We start from the raw sequence: 18,247 nt of genomic DNA on the forward strand, positions 1-18,247 counted from the left end.
TCGGTGAGCGTTCAGAAAATCAAACCGTGCTCTCATTATGAGCTTTGGGAACAGTGGAAGGATAATGGGGATGTCGAGGCGAAGAAACAACTTATCGAGATTTACTTGCCCATCGTCGAATTCGTAGCGAACAAGCTCGCCGCCGGGCTGCCCCGCAACGTCAGCAAGGACGATCTATCCAGCCACGGCGTCATGGGCCTGATCGACGCAATCGAGAAGTTCGACTACCAGCGCGGCCTCCAGTTCGAGACATACGCCTCCTGGCGCGTACGGGGAGCTATTCTGGACGGTCTGCGGCAGGGCGATTGGGTGCCGCGTTCGGTGCGGGAGAAGGCGAAGAAAATCGAAGAAGCCTACCAGCAGCTTGAGCAGCGGTATTTGCGGTCCGTATCGGACAGTGAAATGATCGAATTTTTGAATGTGAGTGAGCAAGAATTCCAGGGGATGCTGCATGACGTGAACATTATGTCCGTCTGCTCATTGGAGGACCCGATCCGCGAGGACGAATCCGAGACGCGCCTGTCCTTATTGGTGGATGAAAAGGCGAAAAATCCGGAAAGCAAAGTGAATGAGCACTATTTAAAGGAATCGCTTATCTATGGAATCGAGAAGCTGACCGAGAAAGAGCGGATGGTCATCTCGCTTTTCTATTACGAGGATCTGTCTCTCAGCGAGATCGCCGAAGTGATGTCGCTGTCTCCTTCTCGTATCTCCCAGCTTCATTCCAAAGCGATTTTGCGTCTCCGAACGGCATTGGAAAAGCATAAGAGCATGCTGCTGGAAGCGTAAATGACAACTAGAGGGGCACGAAGGCAAACCGAATAAAACCGAAAGGGGGATTTTTCGTGAGTACGGCAGTGGCTTTGGAAGATTATGTAGAAGTTACGATTTCTGAGGACAAGCTATATGGCTATATTGAATTTGCCAAATTCGAGCCTACGTTTCAGTGCACTGCGGAACAGCTGGAGACATTGCTGCATAGCAACAATATACGCTTCGGCATTCAAACGCGGGTACTGCAGGAGATAGCTTCGAATCCGCAAGCCTTTGCGCGCGGCGCAACGATGATTGCTCATGGGAAGGCACCCGTAGACGGTGAAGACGGCTCAGTTCGTCTCCTGGTACGCACGGGCAAGCAGGAACACAAGCCGGTTGAGCAGGAGGACGGGACCGTTGATCTGAAGGAAGTCAAGCAGCTTGATAATGTAAGAAAAGGACAAATGATCGCTCAGCGCATTCCTCCAACGGATGGAATCCCCGGCATCTCTGTAACAGGGGACCCGATCAAGTCGAAGCGAGGGCGCGACGCGAGATTCAAAATCGGGAAGAACGTCGTCGTCGATCCGGAGGAAAGAGCGATCTATTCCGCGATTGACGGCCTCGTCTCGCTCACCGACCGGGACAAGCTGAACGTCTTCCCGGTCTATGAAGTGAACGGAGATGTCGACTACCGGATAGGGAACATCGACTTTATCGGGACCATTGTCATTCGGGGCAATGTCCTGACCGGCTTCCGCATCAAAGCGTCAGGAGATATCCGCGTGTACGGCGGCGTGGAAGGGGCACAGATCGAGGCCGACGGCTGCGTCGAAATCAGCGGAGGCATCATTGCAGGGAACAAAGGCTATGTCAAGGCGGGTACTCATGTCAAATGCACCTTCGTCCAAGAAGCGAATGTGTATGCGGCGACCGACGTGATGGTAACACAGAGCATTATGCATGCCACGATACGGGCAGGGAAGCAGGTCATCTGCCAGGGAACCAAAGGACTTATTGTAGGTGGTTTGATTCAAGCGGGAGAAAAGGTGATCGCCCGCACGATCGGCAACTCCATGTCCACTGCGACGACGATCGAGGTGGGCGTGCAGCCGGAGCTGCGGAACGAGCTGATGGAGCTCCGCCACAACTTCAAAACAAGTATGGATAATTTAGAGAAGACGGAGAAAGCGCTCCGTATTTTGGATCAAATGGCGTCTGCAGGCCAGCTCTCGGGCGACAAATTGGCGATGCGGATCAAGCTGACTTCCACCAAGAAGCAGGCCGTGGAGCAGCAATCGGACATGCGGGAGCGCATGTTCGAGATTGAGAAGATGTTGGAAGAAACCGCTTCGGCTTCGGTCGTTGTGTTCAATGTGATATATGGCGGGGCCAAAATTGTAATTGGCCGCAATACTCGGTATGTGAAGGATGCGGCGAAGAGGGTCTCCTTCCGGATGCATGACGGCGACATTACGATGTCTTCTTATTTATAAGGGTTAGCTTGGGAGCGTGTAACGCGGCCGCTTTGCTCATGCGTTTCGTCTCGGCTTGCTCGTGGCCGCTCATGGCTGGCGTGATGGTTGGCGGATGACTAGGGTGATGACTAGCGTGGAAACTAGCGTGATGACTGGCGTGGTGACTGACTAGGTGACTGGCGTGGTGACCCATAGCTAACTAGGGCCAAAATCCTGTCGAGCGAGAAGCCAATCCTGCATTTGTACAGCAATTTACGCCGATGAAACGGAGTTTCGAAGAAATTGCTGCTATTTTACATCTTTTTTACTCAAATTCTCTAGTTTATAAGCGATACGGTGAGAATTCCTGCGTTTTTGCAGGAATCCCGGCGTACTGTCAGTGCGTTCCCCAATAAACTGCAGTTTTGCAGGATTTTTTGAGCGGCACGAGAGCGGCGTACGGCAACGTATAGCACCGCGTGGAAAAGTATGGTAGAAGTGCGGCGGCTATAGCGCCACATGGAGGCGAATGGCAGCCGTACGGCAACATATAGCGGCATATGGGGACGCATAGCAAACGCTAGGCAATCATACGGCATAGCATTGCCGAGTACGGCAGGGTACTGCTGCGTACGGCAGGGCATTGCTGCGTATGGCAGCGTATAGCTGCGTACACCAGAAGGCGCCCCAAGTCGGGGCTACGAATCTCACTGTAGGTGCAAGTTCGTGTCAAGATGTGTTCCACGTCTATAGGGGAAGGCTGGGGTGATGAGATGAATGTGAAGCCGGTAGAGTTGCAAATCGCAATAACCCGAACGCAAGAGGCATCGGCAATTCATCAACAGCAGCAGCAGCGGCCTGTTACCGAACAGCTGCTTTTGAACGAGCAAGCGGAGAAGATGACGAAAAAGCGGCGCGAGCGCAACGAGCAAGTAGAAACTGCGCAGGAGGCCCGGATCCGGGATGAAGGAAAGCGCGAACAGCCGAGCGCGGACGGCTCCGGCGACGAGATGGAGCCGGCAGAGGAGGAGACGGCAGCTCCTCCAGCGGCTGCTCCTGCAGAGCACCCATACAAAGGAAAGCATATTGATTTCACGTGCTGAATCGGTAACGCTGACCGCCTTGTCGCACAAGGTGCCCGCGTTGCCTTTTTTGCCGTGTTGGCGGCTATGACGGATGCGGGCGGAGCAAGTAAAGGAAAGCCTGCATCCGCATGGGCGCGAACAATCTGAACGCAGCTGAAAAGGAGGTGCCCGCGATGGGGCCTTGGTTCTATGTAGCGCTGCTGGGGGCGGTCCTTGTCGTGCTTGGTCTGCTCAGGCCGAGAACAGGGAACGACAGCACCGAGCTCCAGCGCAATATGGAGGAGACGCTCGAGCATTATATGCGAGAGCTGGAAACGGATAATGAAAAATTAATCAGCATGATTGAGCGGATGAAAAAAGAGGGGCAGATGACGGACGAGGCGTTGAGGAAGCGAATTGACCAGCTTGAGCAAAGATGGAGCCGAAGCGAGGAACGGCATGCGGCTCTGGAAGCGCGGGTGGCGGAGCAGCAGGCGGTCCGCTTGTGGAACGGACAAGATCCCGCACCGCAGATGGAGAAGGCTGCCCAGCCCGTCCCGAAGCATTCGATGCCGGCGGAAGCCTCTCCGCTTCCTCCGGAGGCGGACCCCGTCCCGGATGCGGAAGCGGAGGCTCAAGCGGACTCAGAGGCGCCGGAGCTCCCTTCGATCCGCAGCCGGTACCCGGAGCTGTTCGCTTTGGCCGATGAACAGGTGCCGGCGGGCCAGATTGCCGAGCGGCTGTCCATGCCGATAGGCGAGGTTCAGCTTATTATCCAGCTTGGAGTACAGGAGGGCGGCCGTGTTTAAAGATCGTCGGTTTCTTATCGGACTTGGCGCAGGAATGATGATTGGCAGCCTGCTGCTCCAGCTGACGCTCGTCGGCGAGCGCGCAGCCGAGCCGCTGACAGAGGCGGAACTGCGCAGAGAGGCGGAACGGGCCGGTTATGAGCTGATTCCGCTCGGTGCGATGGCGGACGGAACGGCTGAAGGCGGAGACGCCGCTCAGCCGCCAACGCCTGCAAGCAGCGGAACGCCCTCTCAGGAGGAGGGGGCAGAGAAGAAAGCGGCCGACGGCAGCGGCCAGGCGGCGAAGCCGGGCTCATCCGCCGCCGAGAAGGAGGAGCCTCCCCCTGCGCAGGTGAAGCAGGAGGCGAAGATTAAGGTGGCCTACGGCAGTGGCTCCCGGGATATCGCCAAGCAGTTGGCTGACGCGGGAATCGTCGAGAGCGCGGAGGAGTTCGAACGCTATGTCGCCACGCAGAAGAAGCAAGGGAAGCTGCGCACAGGCACGTTCCTGTTCCCGGTTCCCTCCACGATGGAGGAAGCGCTGCGCATACTGACGAGCAAGCCGAACGGCTAGCTTGCCAAAAGTGGTTGCAACCCATGGGTCATTATGGTATATTAATTGACGGTGTTAAGAACACACGTCGATCAATTTCTGCAAGGGTGCTCTGTCTCATTGTAGCAGAGTCTTGAAGGAAGATGACATCGGCGGAGGATAAATAACCATATTGGGAGGTGCAGTGAAGATGGCAGTTATCTCCATGAAGCAGCTGTTGGAAGCTGGGGTACACTTCGGTCACCAGACTCGTCGTTGGAACCCGAAAATGGACAAATATATCTTCACCGAACGTAACGGCATTTACATTATTGACTTGCAAAAGACAGTGAAAAAAGTCGAGGAAGCTTACAATTTCGTAAAATCCCTCGCGGCTGAGAATGGGACAATCCTGTTCGTCGGCACGAAGAAGCAAGCTCAAGATTCCGTCAAGGAAGAAGCAGAGCGCTGCGGAATGTACTACATCAACCAACGCTGGTTGGGCGGTACGCTCACGAACTTCCAGACGATTCAGAAGCGTATCGATCGCCTGAAGCTGCTGGAATCGATGGAGCAGGACGGCACATTCGAAGTGCTGCCTAAGAAAGAAGTTATCTTGCTCCGCAAAGAGCAAGAGCGTCTGGAGAAATTCCTGGGCGGTATCAAAAACATGAAGGGCTTGCCAAGCGCATTGTTCGTCATCGATCCTCGCAAAGAGCGCATCGCAGTGGCGGAAGCTCGCAAATTGGGCATCCCAATCGTAGGTATCGTTGACACGAACTGCGATCCGGACGAAATCGATTACGTTATCCCTGGTAACGACGATGCGATCCGCGCAGTCAAGCTGCTCACTTCGAAGATGGCTGACGCTGTTGTCGAAGCGCATCAAGGCGAAGAAACATCCGCGTAATACAGCGTCTTACATTTGGATGAACAAATAAGGGTGGTTGGCAGGTGGTTCACCTCTCACCGCCCTTTTTTTAAGCTGTACGATAGCTTGAATCCGCCCGGCACCATGCAGGGGCATATCTCATTGATGGAGGGAATTAGACATGGCAGTTAGTGCAGGTGCAGTTAAAGAATTGCGTGAAAAAACAGGCGCAGGTATGCTTGATTGCAAAAAAGCATTGGAGGAAGCAAACGGCGATCTGGAAAAAGCGGCTGAATTGCTTCGTGAGAAGGGCTTGGCGGCAGCAGCTAAAAAAGCGGGCCGCGTAGCTACGGAAGGCGTGGTTGAATCCTATATCCACGCTGGCGGACGTATCGGCGTGTTGGTCGAGATCAACTGCGAGACGGACTTCGTCGCGAAGACGGACCAATTCAAGGAATTCGCACGCGACATCGCGATGCAAATTGCGGCGGCTTCGCCGAAATTCGTACGCCGCGAAGAAGTGCCTCAAGAAGAGATCGAGAAAGAAAAAGAGATTTTGAAGGCGCAAGCGCTGAACGAAGGCAAGCCTGAAAAAATCGTTGAAAAAATGGTCGAAGGCCGCATCAGCAAATATTTCGAAGAGTTCTGCTTGTTGGAGCAATCCTTCATCAAGGATCCGGACAAGACAATCGAGACGCTGCTGAACGAAAAGATCGCAGCGATCGGCGAGAACATTTCGATCCGTCGCTTCGTTCGTTACGAGCTGGGCGAAGGCTTGGAGAAAAAAGAAGATAACTTTGTTGAAGAAGTAATGGCGCAAGCGAACTTGAAGTAATCCTCGGAACAGGATGCTTCCGTTCATAAGCTGCTAGCAATCAACAGACGCGCTGGAAAAGATGGAACACATAGTGTTCCTTCTTTTTTAGCACGTTGTCAAAAGTGGAGGGTAAACATTGAAAGAACCGGTTTTTAAACGCATCGTGCTAAAAGTAAGCGGGGAATCGCTGGCAGGTCAGGCAGGCTACGGGATCGAATCCGGCGTCATCAATTCCATTGCAGAACAGGTGAAGGAAGTTGTGGATCTTGGCGTTGAGGTTGCCATCGTATGCGGCGGGGGCAATATTTGGCGCGGCATCGCAGGCAGCGAAAAAGGGATTGACCGCGGCACGGCTGACTATATGGGGATGCTTGCCACGGTAATGAACGCACTTGCCTTGCAGGATGCGCTCGAGCAAATCGGCGTGCCGACACGCGTGCAGAGTTCGATTGCCATGCAGCAGATCGCTGAACCTTATATCCGGCGCCGGGCTATCCGCCACTTGGAGAAAGGGCGCGTCGTCATTTTTGCGGCAGGAACCGGGAATCCGTTCTTCTCGACGGATACGACAGCAGCTTTGCGTGCGGCAGAGATTGAAGCCGATGTCATCCTGATGGCTAAGAACAAGGTTGACGGCGTGTACTCTGCCGATCCGTTCAAAGACGAGACTGCGGAGAAATTCGAGCAATTGACTTACATGGAAGTGCTGAATCGCAATCTGGGCGTCATGGACTCGACCGCTTCTTCACTTTGCATGGATAACAACATTCCACTCATTGTGTTTGCGATGACTGAGAACGGCAATATCAAGCGAGTCGTGCTCGGTGAGAAGATTGGAACCATTGTAAAAGGGAGTGTAGACTAGTGCCACAATCGGTAAAGAAACACGCAGAAGAACGTATGGAAAAGGCAATAGCAGCTTTGAAGCGCGATTTGGCTACATTGCGTGCCGGACGTGCTTCCGCAGCGCTGCTTGACCGCATTCAAGTTGAATATTACGGGGCGATGACGCCGGTCAATCAATTGGCGAACATCAGCACGCCGGATCCGCGCACGCTGGTGATCCAGCCTTGGGACAAGAGCTCGCTGGGAGAGATCGAGCGCGCGATCATGAAGTCGGATCTCGGCTTGACGCCGGTCAGTGACGGCTCTATCATCCGCCTTGCCATTCCGGCCTTGACTCAGGAGCGCCGCGCGGAGCTTGTGAAGCAGACGAAGAAATTCGGCGAAGAGGCGAAGGTCGCGATTCGCAACATCCGCCGCGACGCGAACGATGATATCAAGAAGCTGGAAAAAACCGATATTTCGGAAGATGAATCCCGCCGTCATCAGGAAGATATCCAGAAGACGACGGACAAATATATCGCGGAAGTCGATAAAGTATTGGCAGCAAAAGAAAAAGACATTATGGAAGTCTAATGAAGGCGCACCGCAATGTGCGACATCTTTATGCCCCTCCGCACGGTGGGGTTTATTGTCTTTTTCCGGTGCCGGTTCTTATCAACAGGTTGGAGGAGACCGAATGATTAAGCGATTCCAAGCGTGGGTGCAGCGCAGGAAGGATAGACTGGGGCCTGAGCTGCTGCCGGACAATATCCCACATCATGTGGCGATCATTATGGACGGCAACGGACGTTGGGCGAAGAACCGCGGATTGCCGCGTGTCGCAGGACACCATACGGGGATGAAAGCGGTGAAGCGCGCCACCATCGCTGCCAATGACATCGGAATCAAAATACTGACCCTGTACGCTTTTTCCACAGAGAACTGGGTGCGCCCGAAAGAAGAAGTGGACTTTCTTATGAAGCTTCCCCAAGAGTTCCTCGCCATTGAGCTTGATGAACTGGTAGAGAAGAACGTGCAAGTGCGCATGATGGGCTATCGGGACCGCCTTCCCAATCATACGCTTGCGGCGATGGAAGAAGCCGTGGAGAAAACGAAGAATAATACGGGACTCATACTCAATTTTGCGTTGAATTACGGCGGGAAGCGGGAATTGATCGAAGGCTTCCGGGAGATTGCCCGGGACGTCGCTGCAGGCACGGTAATGCCGGATGATATCGACGAGGAGTTGATTCATCATCATCTGTTGTCCAGCCGCTTGCCGGATCCGGATCTGCTGATTCGCACCAGCGGGGAACAGCGGCTCAGCAATTTCATGCTGTGGCAGTTGGCCTACAGCGAGCTGTGGTTTACCGATTTGTACTGGCCCGAGTTCACGGAACGGGATTTGAAGGAAGCTGTGCTGGAGTATCAGCGCCGAACCCGGAGATATGGCGGATTACAATAAGTTGGAGGAACAGTCGTTATGAAACAGCGTATCGTTACGGGGCTTGCAGCCGGTATCGTATTCGGGGGACTGTGCGTCATGGGCGGCATGCCGTATGAGCTGCTGCTTCTCGCATTAGCCCTGATTGGCTACTACGAGTTCGCCCGCATGCATCATTCCCGGCCCTTCGATCTCACATCCATCATCGGCTATGCTACGCTGCTTGCGGTGGCTGTGCCTTGGCAGCGCTGGTCCATCTCATGGCCGGTCTCGTTCGAGACGCTTCTATGGTTCAGCATGTTCATCCTGCTATGCATGACAGTATTGACCAAAAACCGGGTGCCGATCGAGAACGCGGCCCAAATGTGGCTTGGGGCTTTCTATATCGGCATCGGATTCAAATATATGATGCTGACCCGCACTTCGATGGAGGAGGGGCTGTTCTGGACACTGCTGCTCTTCGCAGCCATCTGGTCCTCCGATATCGGAGCTTATTTCACGGGACGAGCCCTAGGGAAGCATAAGCTGTGGCCTGCCATCAGTCCGAATAAGACGGTGGAAGGGGCGCTCGGCGGGATCGCGGCATCGGTTATCGTGTCGCTCTTGTTCATACTCGCCCGGCCGGATCTTCTCGATTGGCGCACGGCGCTTGCGATCGGGGCTTCCGCCGCCGTCATCGGGCAGCTCGGCGATCTGATCCAGTCCGCCTACAAGCGAGTGCGCGGGGTGAAGGATTCAGGTACGATTCTGCCTGGACACGGCGGCATCCTGGATCGCTGCGACAGCTGGATCGTCGTCTTCCCGTTCGTTCATCTGATCGGCTTGTTGACGCTATAGCAGAAGGATCGGGCAGATGGACAGGCAGTCCGGGCAACGTGCGGGCGAGCACATTAAATTAGATTGTAGATGAGGTGCAGGAATGAAACGGATTGCAGTGCTTGGATCGACGGGATCCATCGGTACACAGACGCTGGACGTTGTCCGCCATCATGCGGACGAGTTCACGGTTGAGGCCTTGGCGGCAGGGCGGAATGCGGATGCCATCGTTCAGCAGGCGAAAGAATTCCGGCCTCGCAAAGTATCCGTTCAAGACCGGGAGACGGCGGAGCGAATCCGTCACGATCTTCCCGCAGGGACGGAGCTCTATTTCGGAGATGAGGGCCTGATCGAAGTCGCGGCTGCCTCGGAAGCCGATACCGTCATTACGGCGGTCGTCGGCAGCGTCGGACTGGAATCGACCCTGGCCGCGATCGCCGAAGGCAAGAGCATCGGCTTGGCGAACAAGGAGACGCTGGTATCCGCCGGACATCTGGTGACCGAGCTGGCTGCGGACAAGGGTGTGAGCATTCTGCCTGTAGACAGCGAGCACTCCGCCATCTTCCAATGCTTGAACGGAGAAACGGCCGCGGATGTGCATTCGATTACGGTAACGGCCTCCGGCGGAAGCTTCCGCGATTATTCGCGGAAGGAGCTGGAGAACGTGACGCTGGCACAGGCGCTGAATCATCCGAATTGGTCGATGGGCGCGAAGCTGACCGTAGACTCGGCGACGATGGCGAACAAGGGCCTGGAGGTAATCGAAGCGCACTGGCTGTTCGGGATGCCGTATGATCGCATTCATGTCCTGATTCATCCGGAGAGCATCATCCATTCCTTCGTGGAATATGTGGACGGCAGCATCATCGCCCAGTTGGGCGTGCCCGACATGCGGGTTCCGATACAATACGCGCTGACGTATCCGAAGCGTCTGGACAGCCCTGCGGCCCGCCTTAATTTGGCCGAGGTCGGCAAGCTTCATTTCCGGGATATGGATTTCGAACGCTTTCCGATGATGCGGTGGGCCTATGATTGCGGCCGGGCCGGCGGAACGGCGACCACCGTGTTCAACGCGGCGAACGAAGTGGCCGTGGCGCGCTTCCGGGAGGGCGAGATCAAGTTCCTCGACATCGAGCGCATCGTATACGAGATCATTTCCGGACATGAGCGCATCCCGCATCCTTCGCTTGAAGAGATTAAGGAAGCGGATCAGCGGGCACGCGCGGAAGCACGGCAAATTTTACGGCCTTGATGGCATCCGGTGGATTCTCTTGTGCGGGATCGGAGAATAATGATAATCTATAAGAGGTTGTTCAAAACGTCCGTTCTTCGAGTTCGTGCTAAGAGCCGGTCTTTTTGAACATACGTTATAGGACAAGACCGCGACCCGAAACGTAAAGGAGGATGCATCGCGTGCAGATGGTACAAATTGTAATATTGACGATACTTGTCTTCTTCATCATCGTGACGATTCACGAGTGGGGACATTTTATCTTTGCAAAACGTGCGGGCATTCTCGTGAGAGAGTTCGCCATCGGGTTTGGTCCGAAAGTGTTCTCCCATACACGCGGAGAGACCCGTTATACGCTCCGGCTGCTGCCGGTCGGCGGCTTCGTCCGGATGGCGGGCGAGGACCCGGAGCTGGTGCAGATACAGCCCGGGCAGACGATCGCCGTCCGGCTGAAGGACAATCAGGTCGTGAAGCTGTACCTTGATCAGTTGGACATGCGCAAGCAAGTCGTGCGTGGCGAATTGAAGGAGATCGATCTGGAGCATTCGCTGAAGCTTACGATGGACGTGGAAGGGGAAGAAGTGACCTATGACGTTCATCCGCAAGCGAAAATGATCGTCAAAGGCGAGGACACGCAAATTGCGCCTTATAACCGCCAGTTCGGCAGCAAGACGGTCGGACAGCGCGCGCTCGCAATTTTCGCCGGGCCTTTCATGAACTTCGTGCTGGCGTTCATTCTGTTCGGGGCCTACATACAGATGGTCGGCATGCCGGTCGAGAACCCGTCGTATGTCAAGATTGGCGATGTGAGTCCGAATATGCCTGCTTCGGAAGCGAATTTGCAGAAGGGCGATATTATCGAAAAGGTGAACGATTTCGCCGTCGGCGGCAACCGGGACAAGATGATCGAGATCATCGAGAAATCGGAAGGCAAGCCGGTAGACATGACGATTGTCCGGGGAGATGAACGGTTCACCATCCAGCTGACGCCGGTGAAGGTGGATGGCCAGGAAGGCGGCAAGGTCGGAATCGTGCCGGTATTCCCGACTCGCAGCGCTTCAATCGGGGAGACGTTCAAATATGCGGGCACGTCCATGGTGGATACGACACAGCGTATTTTCGAGGGCTTCCGCATGCTCATTTTTGGCCAGTTCAGTCTGGATGATCTGGGCGGACCGGTGCGCACGTTCGAAGTAACGGGACAGTTCGCGAAGCAGGGGATTGGCCAGCTCACCTTATGGACCGCCATTCTTAGCCTGTATCTGGGCATATTCAACCTGCTGCCCGTTCCGGCATTGGACGGCAGCCGTCTTATCTTTCTCGGTATTGAAGGACTTCGCGGCAAGCCCGTCGATCCGAACCGGGAGAGCATGGTGCACTTCGTCGGTTTCGCCATGCTGATGCTGCTGATGCTGGCGGTGACCTACAACGATATATTGCGATTAGTAAAAGGTTGACTATCGGCACGATCATTGTTCGCAACAACATGGGCGATGGGGTTGTGTCTTCGGGAGGATTTTAACGGTTATGTCGAAACAGAAACAGTTCGTTACGGAAATTACGCCCCAGCAGGAGGATTTTTCCCGTTGGTATATTGACGTTATCAAAAAAGCGGAGCTGATGGACTACTCCCCGGTCCGGGGCTGCATCGTCTTCCGTCCGGACGGTTATGAGATATGGGAGCATATCAAGGATGAGCTGGATCGCCGCTTCAAGGAGACGGGACACCGCAACGCGTACTTCCCGCTCTTCATTCCCGAGAGCTTCTTCCAGAAGGAAAAGGAGCATGTCGAAGGGTTCAACCCGGAGCTTCCATGGGTAACGGAAGCAGGAGGGGAGCAGCTGGAAGAGAAGCTCGCGATCCGTCCGACGTCCGAGACGATGATCGGGCATATGTATGCGAAATGGATTCAATCCTATCGGGATCTGCCGGTGCTCATTAACCAATGGGCCAACGTCGTCCGTTGGGAGAAAAGAACGCTCCCGTTTTTGCGTACGAGCGAATTTCTGTGGCAGGAGGGCCATACTGCGCATGAGACCGAGGCGGAAGCACGGGAAGAGACGATGCGCATGCTTACGATCTACCGCGAATTCGTCGAGGATTACTTGGCGATCCCGGTAATCGAAGGCCAGAAGACGCCATCCGAGAAATTTGCCGGCGCGGTGGACACGTTCTCCATCGAAGCGATGATGAAGGACGGGCGCGCCGTTCAGGCCGGAACATCCCACTATTTGGGAACGAACTTCTCCGTCGCGTTCGATATTCAATTCCTGGGGCGGGAGAACGAGCTTGAATATGCACATACGACATCATGGGGCGTAAGCACCCGGCTTATCGGGTCGCTCATTATGGTGCATGGGGATGATCGGGGACTCGTCCTTCCGCCGAAGGTTGCTCCGACCCAAGTTATCATGATCCCAATCGGTCCTGCGAAGCTGCGCGATCAAGTCGTCGGCCGCGCCGATGAGCTGTTCGCAGAGTTGAAGCGGGCCGGCATCCGCGTCCGGATGGACGACCGGAGCGACATCAGCCCGGGCTGGAAGTTCAATGAGTATGAGATGCGTGGAGTTCCGGTCCGGCTTGAGATCGGACCGCGGGATATGGAGAACGGCGTGTGCGTGCTCGTGTCGCGCGTATCCGGCGAGAAGCGGATCGTGGAGCAGAGCAAGCTGGCTGAAGAAGTGAAGCGGATGCTGAACGACGTCCATCAGGAGATGTACGAGCGTGCGCGCCAGTTCCGCGACGACCATTTCTATTCGGTCGACACGATCGACGAGATGAAGGCGCTGATGGAAGAGAAGCGCGGCTTCACGCTCGCCGGCTGGTGCGGCTCGGAAGCATGCGAGAAGCATGTCAAGGACGAGACGGGCGCCACAAGCCGCAATATCCCGTTCGCGGCGCAGGAAAGCAAGAAGACCTGCCTCGTATGTGGAGAAGAGGCGAAGCATATCGTCGTCTTCGCCCGCGCGTATTAAGCAGCGATAGACCCGTTCGCCGCGATCCTCGTCATCCGACGAGGGCCTGGCGGACGGGCCGTGCCCGGCCGAACGGGCTGCGGGATGCATGACAAGGAAGCTTCCTCCGCGGGAACATCCAACGGAACACCGGACGATGGCTCGAGTGCAGGAAGCTTTTCTTTTTCGAGAGGTAGTTCAAAAAGTCCGCTTTTGATCACGAAGTAATACAGGCAGTTCTAAATTCAGCAAGATACGAACCGATACAACCGGTTGTCATGGGGGTGGAGTAATCGGCATGTCGGATAACAGAATGCGATTCGAGTTGTTAATGAAGCAGGCTGGCGTTCCTGCGGAGCTGGCGGAAGGAAGCTATCATGACGCCAGAATCGAGCGGGTCGAATGCAGCCGTTCCAATCGGGAGTGGACGATCCATATCGGCAAGGCGTCGGTAGCGCCAGCGGAGGCCTATCGTTCCTTTTGTCTCCGCGTGCAGGAGAAGCTGTCCCATATCGCCAAGATCCGAATTATTTTTCATTATGATGAAAATGTGAGCAATGCGGAGGTCGTTGAGGCCTATTGGGGGCTGTTCGTCGAGTGGGTCAAACGGGAAGTCGCGTCAGTCAACGGTTGGCTGCATCGCGCCAAGGTCGATGTGGAAGGCGATCAGGTCAAGCTGACGCTGGCCGAAGCGACGACCCTGGAGCTCGCCAAGAAGAAGCAACTCGACAGTTATGCGGTTCAATTTTTCCAGACATATTTCTCCCGCTCTCTGCGCTTCACGATGCAGAAAGGCAGCTTCGATACGGATGCGTATGAGGCCTTCCAGGCTAAGCTTATTGAGGAAGAACGGCAGGTCGTCCAGCAGATGATGGTGGAAGCCGAGCGCGAGGCGGCCGAAGCGGCCGCTCCCGGGGAAGCACCGGCACGTCTCCATGTCGGCTATGATATCAAGGACGATGCGACGCCGATTATGGATATTCAGGATGAGGAGAAGCGGATCACGATTCAGGGAGCTGTCTTCGGTCTGGAAATGAAGGAGCTGCGGAATGGCAGCACGCTGTTCACCTTCAATGTGACGGACTTCAGCGATTCGCTCATGATGAAGATGTTCGCGAAGACGAAAGAGGATCTTGCCATGCTTAGCCTCATCGCCAACGGCAAGTGGGTGAAGGCGCGCGGACGCGTGGAGTACGATCGCTTCATGATGGTGCCCGAGCTTGTCATGATTCCTTCAGACTTGAACGAAGTGACGCCTCCTGCGGAGCGGCAGGATCCGGCAGAGGAGAAACGGGTCGAGTTCCATCTCCATTCCACGATGAGCACGATGGATGCGGTGGCGCCGATTGACGCCTATATTAAACAGGCCGCCAAATGGGGTCATAAAGCGATTGCGGTCACGGATCACGCCAATGTGCAATGCTACCCGGAAGCGGCTAAGGCGGCCAAGAAGCATGGATTGAAAATGATCTACGGCCTGGAAGCGAACGTCATCAACGACGATCTGGAAGTGGTCATGAACGCCGAGCCCCGCAACTTGAAGGAAGCGACCTATGTCGTGTTCGATATTGAGACGACGGGTCTGTCGGTTACGAATACGAAGATGACGGAGATCGCCGGCGTCAAAATGCAGGACGGCCAGGAGATCGAACGCTATGCCACCTTCGTCAACCCGCATGAGCCGATTCCGTACCATATTCAGCAGCTGACGAATATTACGGATGAGATGGTGAAGGATGCTCCCGAAATCGATCAGGTGCTGCGCGAGTTCACGGAATTTGTCGGCGATGCGATATTGGTCGCGCATAATGCGAGATTCGATATCGGCTATGTGCAGTACAATCTGAAGAAGCTGGGGATGCCCGAGATGACCAATCCGGTCATCGATACGCTGGAACTGGCCCGGCTGATCCATCCGACGCTGAAAAACCACCGCCTGAATACGCTGGCGGACAAATATAAGGTGTCGCTGGAGAACCATCACCGCGCCATTGACGACACGATTGCGCTCTTCGGGATTTTGAACGGGTTGTTGAAGGACGCGCAGGCCATCTACGGCATTGAGATGCTCGACCGCTTGAATGATTATGTCGGCCAGAATCTGAAGAACGCACGGCCGTTCCACTGCAATATTTACGCGTTGAACAGCGTCGGCAAGAAAAATTTGTATAAGCTCGTCTCGATGTCCCATACCGAATACTTCAATCGCGTCGCTTGTATTCCGAAGAGCAAGCTTGTGGAGATGCGGGAAGGGCTGCTGCTGATGTCGGGCTGCGAGAAGGGCGAGTTTTTCGAGACGGTGCTCAACAAGTCGATTGAAGAGGCGGAACAGGTGGCCGAGTTCTATGACGTGCTGGAGATTCAACCGCTGACCATGTATATGCATCTGGTCGACAAAGGACTTGTCGGCTCGAAGCAGCAGATCGAGGAGGCGCTCCGCAAAATTGTCCAGATTGGGGAAAAGCTGAACAAGCCGGTGGTCGCCACGGGCAACGCGCACTATCTCAATCCAAGGGATAAGCTGTTCCGCGACATTACGATTCATGGCATAACAGGCTTCAGCCCGCTCAAAGATATGCGCAAGCCGGATGCCCATTTCCGCACGACGACGGAAATGCTGCAGGAATTCGAGTTCCTTGGCAAAGAGACGGCTTACGATGTCGTCGTGCGCAATACGAATCAGCTCGCGGATCGGTTCGAGGATCTGGTCCTGTTCCCGGACAAGCTGTTCACCCCGATTATCGAAGGGGCAGACGAAGAGATTCGGATGACCTGCTATCGGACGGCGGAGGAAGTCTACGGCACGCCGCTGCCGGAAATCGTTGTTAAGCGGCTTGAAAAGGAACTGGAGCCGATTATCAAGTACGGCTTCTCCGCCAACTACTTGATCTCCGAGCGGCTCGTCAAAAAATCAAATGAAGACGGCTATCTCGTCGGTTCACGGGGCTCCGTCGGCTCTTCGGTCGTCGCGACCTTCCTCGGCATCTCCGAGGTTAACCCGCTGCCGCCGCATTATATATGCCTAAATTCCGAATGCAAGCACAGTGAATGGATTACGGACGGAAGCGTGCCGAGCGGCTTCGACCTTCCGGACAAGCAATGTCCGCATTGTGGGCAGATGCTGAAGGGCGAGGGCCAGGACATTCCGTTCGAGACGTTCCTCGGCTTCAAGGGGGACAAAGTACCCGATATCGACTTGAACTTCTCCGGGGAATACCAGCCGAATGCCCATAACTTCACGAAGATCATGTTCGGCGAGAAGAGCGTATTCCGCGCGGGGACGATTGGAACGGTAGCGGAGAAGACGGCGTTCGGCTTCGCCAAAAAATATGAGGAATCGCACGGGAAGTCATGGCGGGGCGCCGAGCTGAACCGGCTGGCGGCCGGCTGCACCGGGGTGAAGCGGAGCACCGGACAGCATCCGGGCGGCATTGTCGTCGTCCCGGATTACATGGAAGTGGAGGATATTACTCCGGTCCAATTTCCGGCGGACGATACGTCGGCCGAATGGAAGACGACGCATTTCGACTATCACGCCTTCGACGCGAATCTGCTCAAGCTTGATATTCTCGGCCACGATGATCCGACGATGATGCGGATGCTCCAGGACCTGACCGGCGTCGATCCGACGACGATTCCGATGAACGACCCTAAGGTGATGAGCTTGTTCAATTCGACGGACGCGTTGGGCGTCCCGCCGGAGCAGATACGCACGCCAGTCGCCACCTACGGGATTCCGGAGATGGGAACGCGCTTCGTCCGGCAGATGCTGGTAGAAGCACAGCCTTCCTCGTTCGCGGATTTGCTGCAAATCTCGGGCTTGTCCCACGGAACAGGCGTATGGCTCGGCAATGCGCAGGAGCTGATCAAGAACGGGGTCTGCACGATCAAGACGGTCATCGGCTGTCGGGACGAGATTATGCTGTACTTAATCTACAAGGCGGGAATGGATGCCGGCCTCGCCTTCAAAATAACCGAGAGCGTGCGGAAGGGGAAAGGGCTGACTCCGGAATGGATCGAAGAGATGAAGCGGTGCAACGTGCCGCAATGGTACATTGATTCCTGTCTCAAGATCCAGTACATGTTCCCGAAAGCCCACGCCGCAGCGTACGTTATCTCGGCGGTGCGGACCGCGTACTTCAAGCTCTACCATCCGATTGAATTCTATGCGACGTACTTCACGGTGCGTGCGGAAGATTTCGATATCGAGCTGTGCTGCCAGGGCTATGACGCGATCAACCGCAAGATCAGCGAGATCGAAGCGAAGGGATTCCAGGCGACGACGAAGGAGAAGAGTATGGTCTCGATTCTGGAGATGGCGCTCGAAATGACCGCCCGCGGCTTCACGTTCAAGCCGATCGATCTGTACCGGTCCGATGCGACCCGCTTCCAGGTGGACGAAGGTGCGCTCATCCCGCCGTTCTCCGCCGTGCAGGGCATCGGGGAGAATGCGGCGCGTAATATCGCGGCTTCCCGCGAGGCCGGAGAATACCTGTCCGTGGAGGACTTCCAGAACCGCTCCAAGGCGACGAAAACGATCGTGGAGCTGCTGGGCCAGATGGGCTGCTTCCGCGGACTGCCGGAGAGCAATCAGCTGTCGCTGTTCTGATCATTCGCTTCGAGAGCAGACGGGCTCATTCAAGAAAGGCAGAGGATGGGATTGCCCTTGCCATTCCGTATAGGGCTATGAT

General features: G+C 55.4%; 15 protein-coding genes. All 15 read left to right on the forward strand.

Annotation, left to right across the window (positions count from 1 at the left end; translation table 11 throughout):
* Positions 1-3 precede the first annotated feature (3 nt).
* The 15 genes from DQX05_RS18195 (at position 4) to DQX05_RS18265 (ending at position 18,165) form a co-directional block, all read left to right on the forward strand.
* Positions 4-789 carry a FliA/WhiG family RNA polymerase sigma factor gene (locus DQX05_RS18195; protein WP_119794924.1) on the forward strand — a complete coding sequence of 262 codons (786 nt, stop codon included), beginning with the start codon at positions 4-6 and terminating at the stop codon, positions 787-789.
* Positions 790-845: 56 nt separating this feature from the next.
* On the forward strand, positions 846-2,252 hold the full coding sequence (locus DQX05_RS18200) for a DUF342 domain-containing protein (protein WP_119794925.1): 1,407 nt from the start codon (positions 846-848) through the stop codon (positions 2,250-2,252).
* A 734-nt stretch (positions 2,253-2,986) separates the two neighbouring features.
* Positions 2,987-3,316: a hypothetical protein gene (locus tag DQX05_RS18205; protein ID WP_119794926.1), complete on the forward strand. Its 330-nt coding sequence runs from the start codon at positions 2,987-2,989 to the stop codon at positions 3,314-3,316.
* Positions 3,317-3,471: 155 nt separating this feature from the next.
* The gene (locus DQX05_RS18210; RefSeq protein WP_147385203.1) at positions 3,472-4,086 is read left to right on the forward strand and encodes a BAR domain-containing protein; all 615 of its coding nucleotides are present in this window, start codon (positions 3,472-3,474) and stop codon (positions 4,084-4,086) included.
* The gene (locus DQX05_RS18215) at positions 4,079-4,639 is read left to right on the forward strand and encodes an endolytic transglycosylase MltG (protein WP_119794928.1); all 561 of its coding nucleotides are present in this window, start codon (positions 4,079-4,081) and stop codon (positions 4,637-4,639) included. The genes DQX05_RS18210 and DQX05_RS18215 overlap by 8 nt, the downstream gene beginning before the upstream one ends.
* Before the next feature lie 169 nt (positions 4,640-4,808).
* On the forward strand, positions 4,809-5,507 hold the full coding sequence (gene rpsB, locus DQX05_RS18220; protein ID WP_087441414.1) for a 30S ribosomal protein S2: 699 nt from the start codon (positions 4,809-4,811) through the stop codon (positions 5,505-5,507).
* Positions 5,508-5,649: 142 nt separating this feature from the next.
* On the forward strand, positions 5,650-6,303 hold the full coding sequence (gene tsf / locus DQX05_RS18225; protein WP_119794929.1) for a translation elongation factor Ts: 654 nt from the start codon (positions 5,650-5,652) through the stop codon (positions 6,301-6,303).
* A gap of 118 nt (positions 6,304-6,421) precedes the next feature.
* Positions 6,422-7,150 carry a UMP kinase gene (gene pyrH, locus DQX05_RS18230; protein WP_087441412.1) on the forward strand — a complete coding sequence of 243 codons (729 nt, stop codon included), beginning with the start codon at positions 6,422-6,424 and terminating at the stop codon, positions 7,148-7,150.
* Positions 7,150-7,704, forward strand: coding sequence for a ribosome recycling factor (gene frr / locus DQX05_RS18235; RefSeq protein WP_119794930.1), 555 nt, complete (start codon positions 7,150-7,152; stop codon positions 7,702-7,704). The genes pyrH and frr overlap by 1 nt, the downstream gene beginning before the upstream one ends.
* Positions 7,705-7,807: 103 nt before the next feature.
* The gene (locus DQX05_RS18240; protein ID WP_119794931.1) at positions 7,808-8,575 is read left to right on the forward strand and encodes an isoprenyl transferase; all 768 of its coding nucleotides are present in this window, start codon (positions 7,808-7,810) and stop codon (positions 8,573-8,575) included.
* 18 nt (positions 8,576-8,593) lie between these two features.
* Positions 8,594-9,391, forward strand: coding sequence for a phosphatidate cytidylyltransferase (locus tag DQX05_RS18245; protein ID WP_119794932.1), 798 nt, complete (start codon positions 8,594-8,596; stop codon positions 9,389-9,391).
* 82 nt (positions 9,392-9,473) lie between these two features.
* Complete coding sequence (locus tag DQX05_RS18250) at positions 9,474-10,622, forward strand: 1-deoxy-D-xylulose-5-phosphate reductoisomerase (protein WP_119794933.1); 1,149 nt, start codon at positions 9,474-9,476, stop codon at positions 10,620-10,622.
* A gap of 161 nt (positions 10,623-10,783) precedes the next feature.
* Positions 10,784-12,058 carry an RIP metalloprotease RseP gene (rseP, locus tag DQX05_RS18255; protein WP_119794934.1) on the forward strand — a complete coding sequence of 425 codons (1,275 nt, stop codon included), beginning with the start codon at positions 10,784-10,786 and terminating at the stop codon, positions 12,056-12,058.
* A 70-nt stretch (positions 12,059-12,128) separates the two neighbouring features.
* The gene (gene proS, locus DQX05_RS18260) at positions 12,129-13,577 is read left to right on the forward strand and encodes a proline--tRNA ligase (protein WP_119794935.1); all 1,449 of its coding nucleotides are present in this window, start codon (positions 12,129-12,131) and stop codon (positions 13,575-13,577) included.
* A 277-nt stretch (positions 13,578-13,854) separates the two neighbouring features.
* Positions 13,855-18,165 carry a PolC-type DNA polymerase III gene (locus tag DQX05_RS18265; protein WP_182914809.1) on the forward strand — a complete coding sequence of 1,437 codons (4,311 nt, stop codon included), beginning with the start codon at positions 13,855-13,857 and terminating at the stop codon, positions 18,163-18,165.
* Positions 18,166-18,247: the final 82 nt, after the last annotated feature.

Source organism: Paenibacillus thiaminolyticus (genome assembly GCF_003591545.1).
In the GTDB taxonomy this organism is placed as follows: Bacteria; Bacillota; Bacilli; order Paenibacillales; family Paenibacillaceae; genus Paenibacillus_B; species Paenibacillus_B thiaminolyticus_A.

What these genes read in the sequence shown, in the direction of transcription:
- tsf (WP_119794929.1), top strand. Translation starts at nt 5,650, where the DNA reads ATGGCAGTTAGTGCAGGTGCAGTTAAAGAATTGCGTGAAAAAACAGGC.
- DQX05_RS18210 (WP_147385203.1), top strand. Translation starts at nt 3,472, where the DNA reads ATGGGGCCTTGGTTCTATGTAGCGCTGCTGGGGGCGGTCCTTGTCGTG.
- DQX05_RS18245 (WP_119794932.1), top strand. Translation starts at nt 8,594, where the DNA reads ATGAAACAGCGTATCGTTACGGGGCTTGCAGCCGGTATCGTATTCGGG.
- proS (WP_119794935.1), top strand. Translation starts at nt 12,129, where the DNA reads ATGTCGAAACAGAAACAGTTCGTTACGGAAATTACGCCCCAGCAGGAG.
- DQX05_RS18240 (WP_119794931.1), top strand. Translation starts at nt 7,808, where the DNA reads ATGATTAAGCGATTCCAAGCGTGGGTGCAGCGCAGGAAGGATAGACTG.
- DQX05_RS18265 (WP_182914809.1), top strand. Translation starts at nt 13,855, where the DNA reads ATGTCGGATAACAGAATGCGATTCGAGTTGTTAATGAAGCAGGCTGGC.
- rpsB (WP_087441414.1), top strand. Translation starts at nt 4,809, where the DNA reads ATGGCAGTTATCTCCATGAAGCAGCTGTTGGAAGCTGGGGTACACTTC.
- DQX05_RS18250 (WP_119794933.1), top strand. Translation starts at nt 9,474, where the DNA reads ATGAAACGGATTGCAGTGCTTGGATCGACGGGATCCATCGGTACACAG.
- DQX05_RS18205 (WP_119794926.1), top strand. Translation starts at nt 2,987, where the DNA reads ATGAATGTGAAGCCGGTAGAGTTGCAAATCGCAATAACCCGAACGCAA.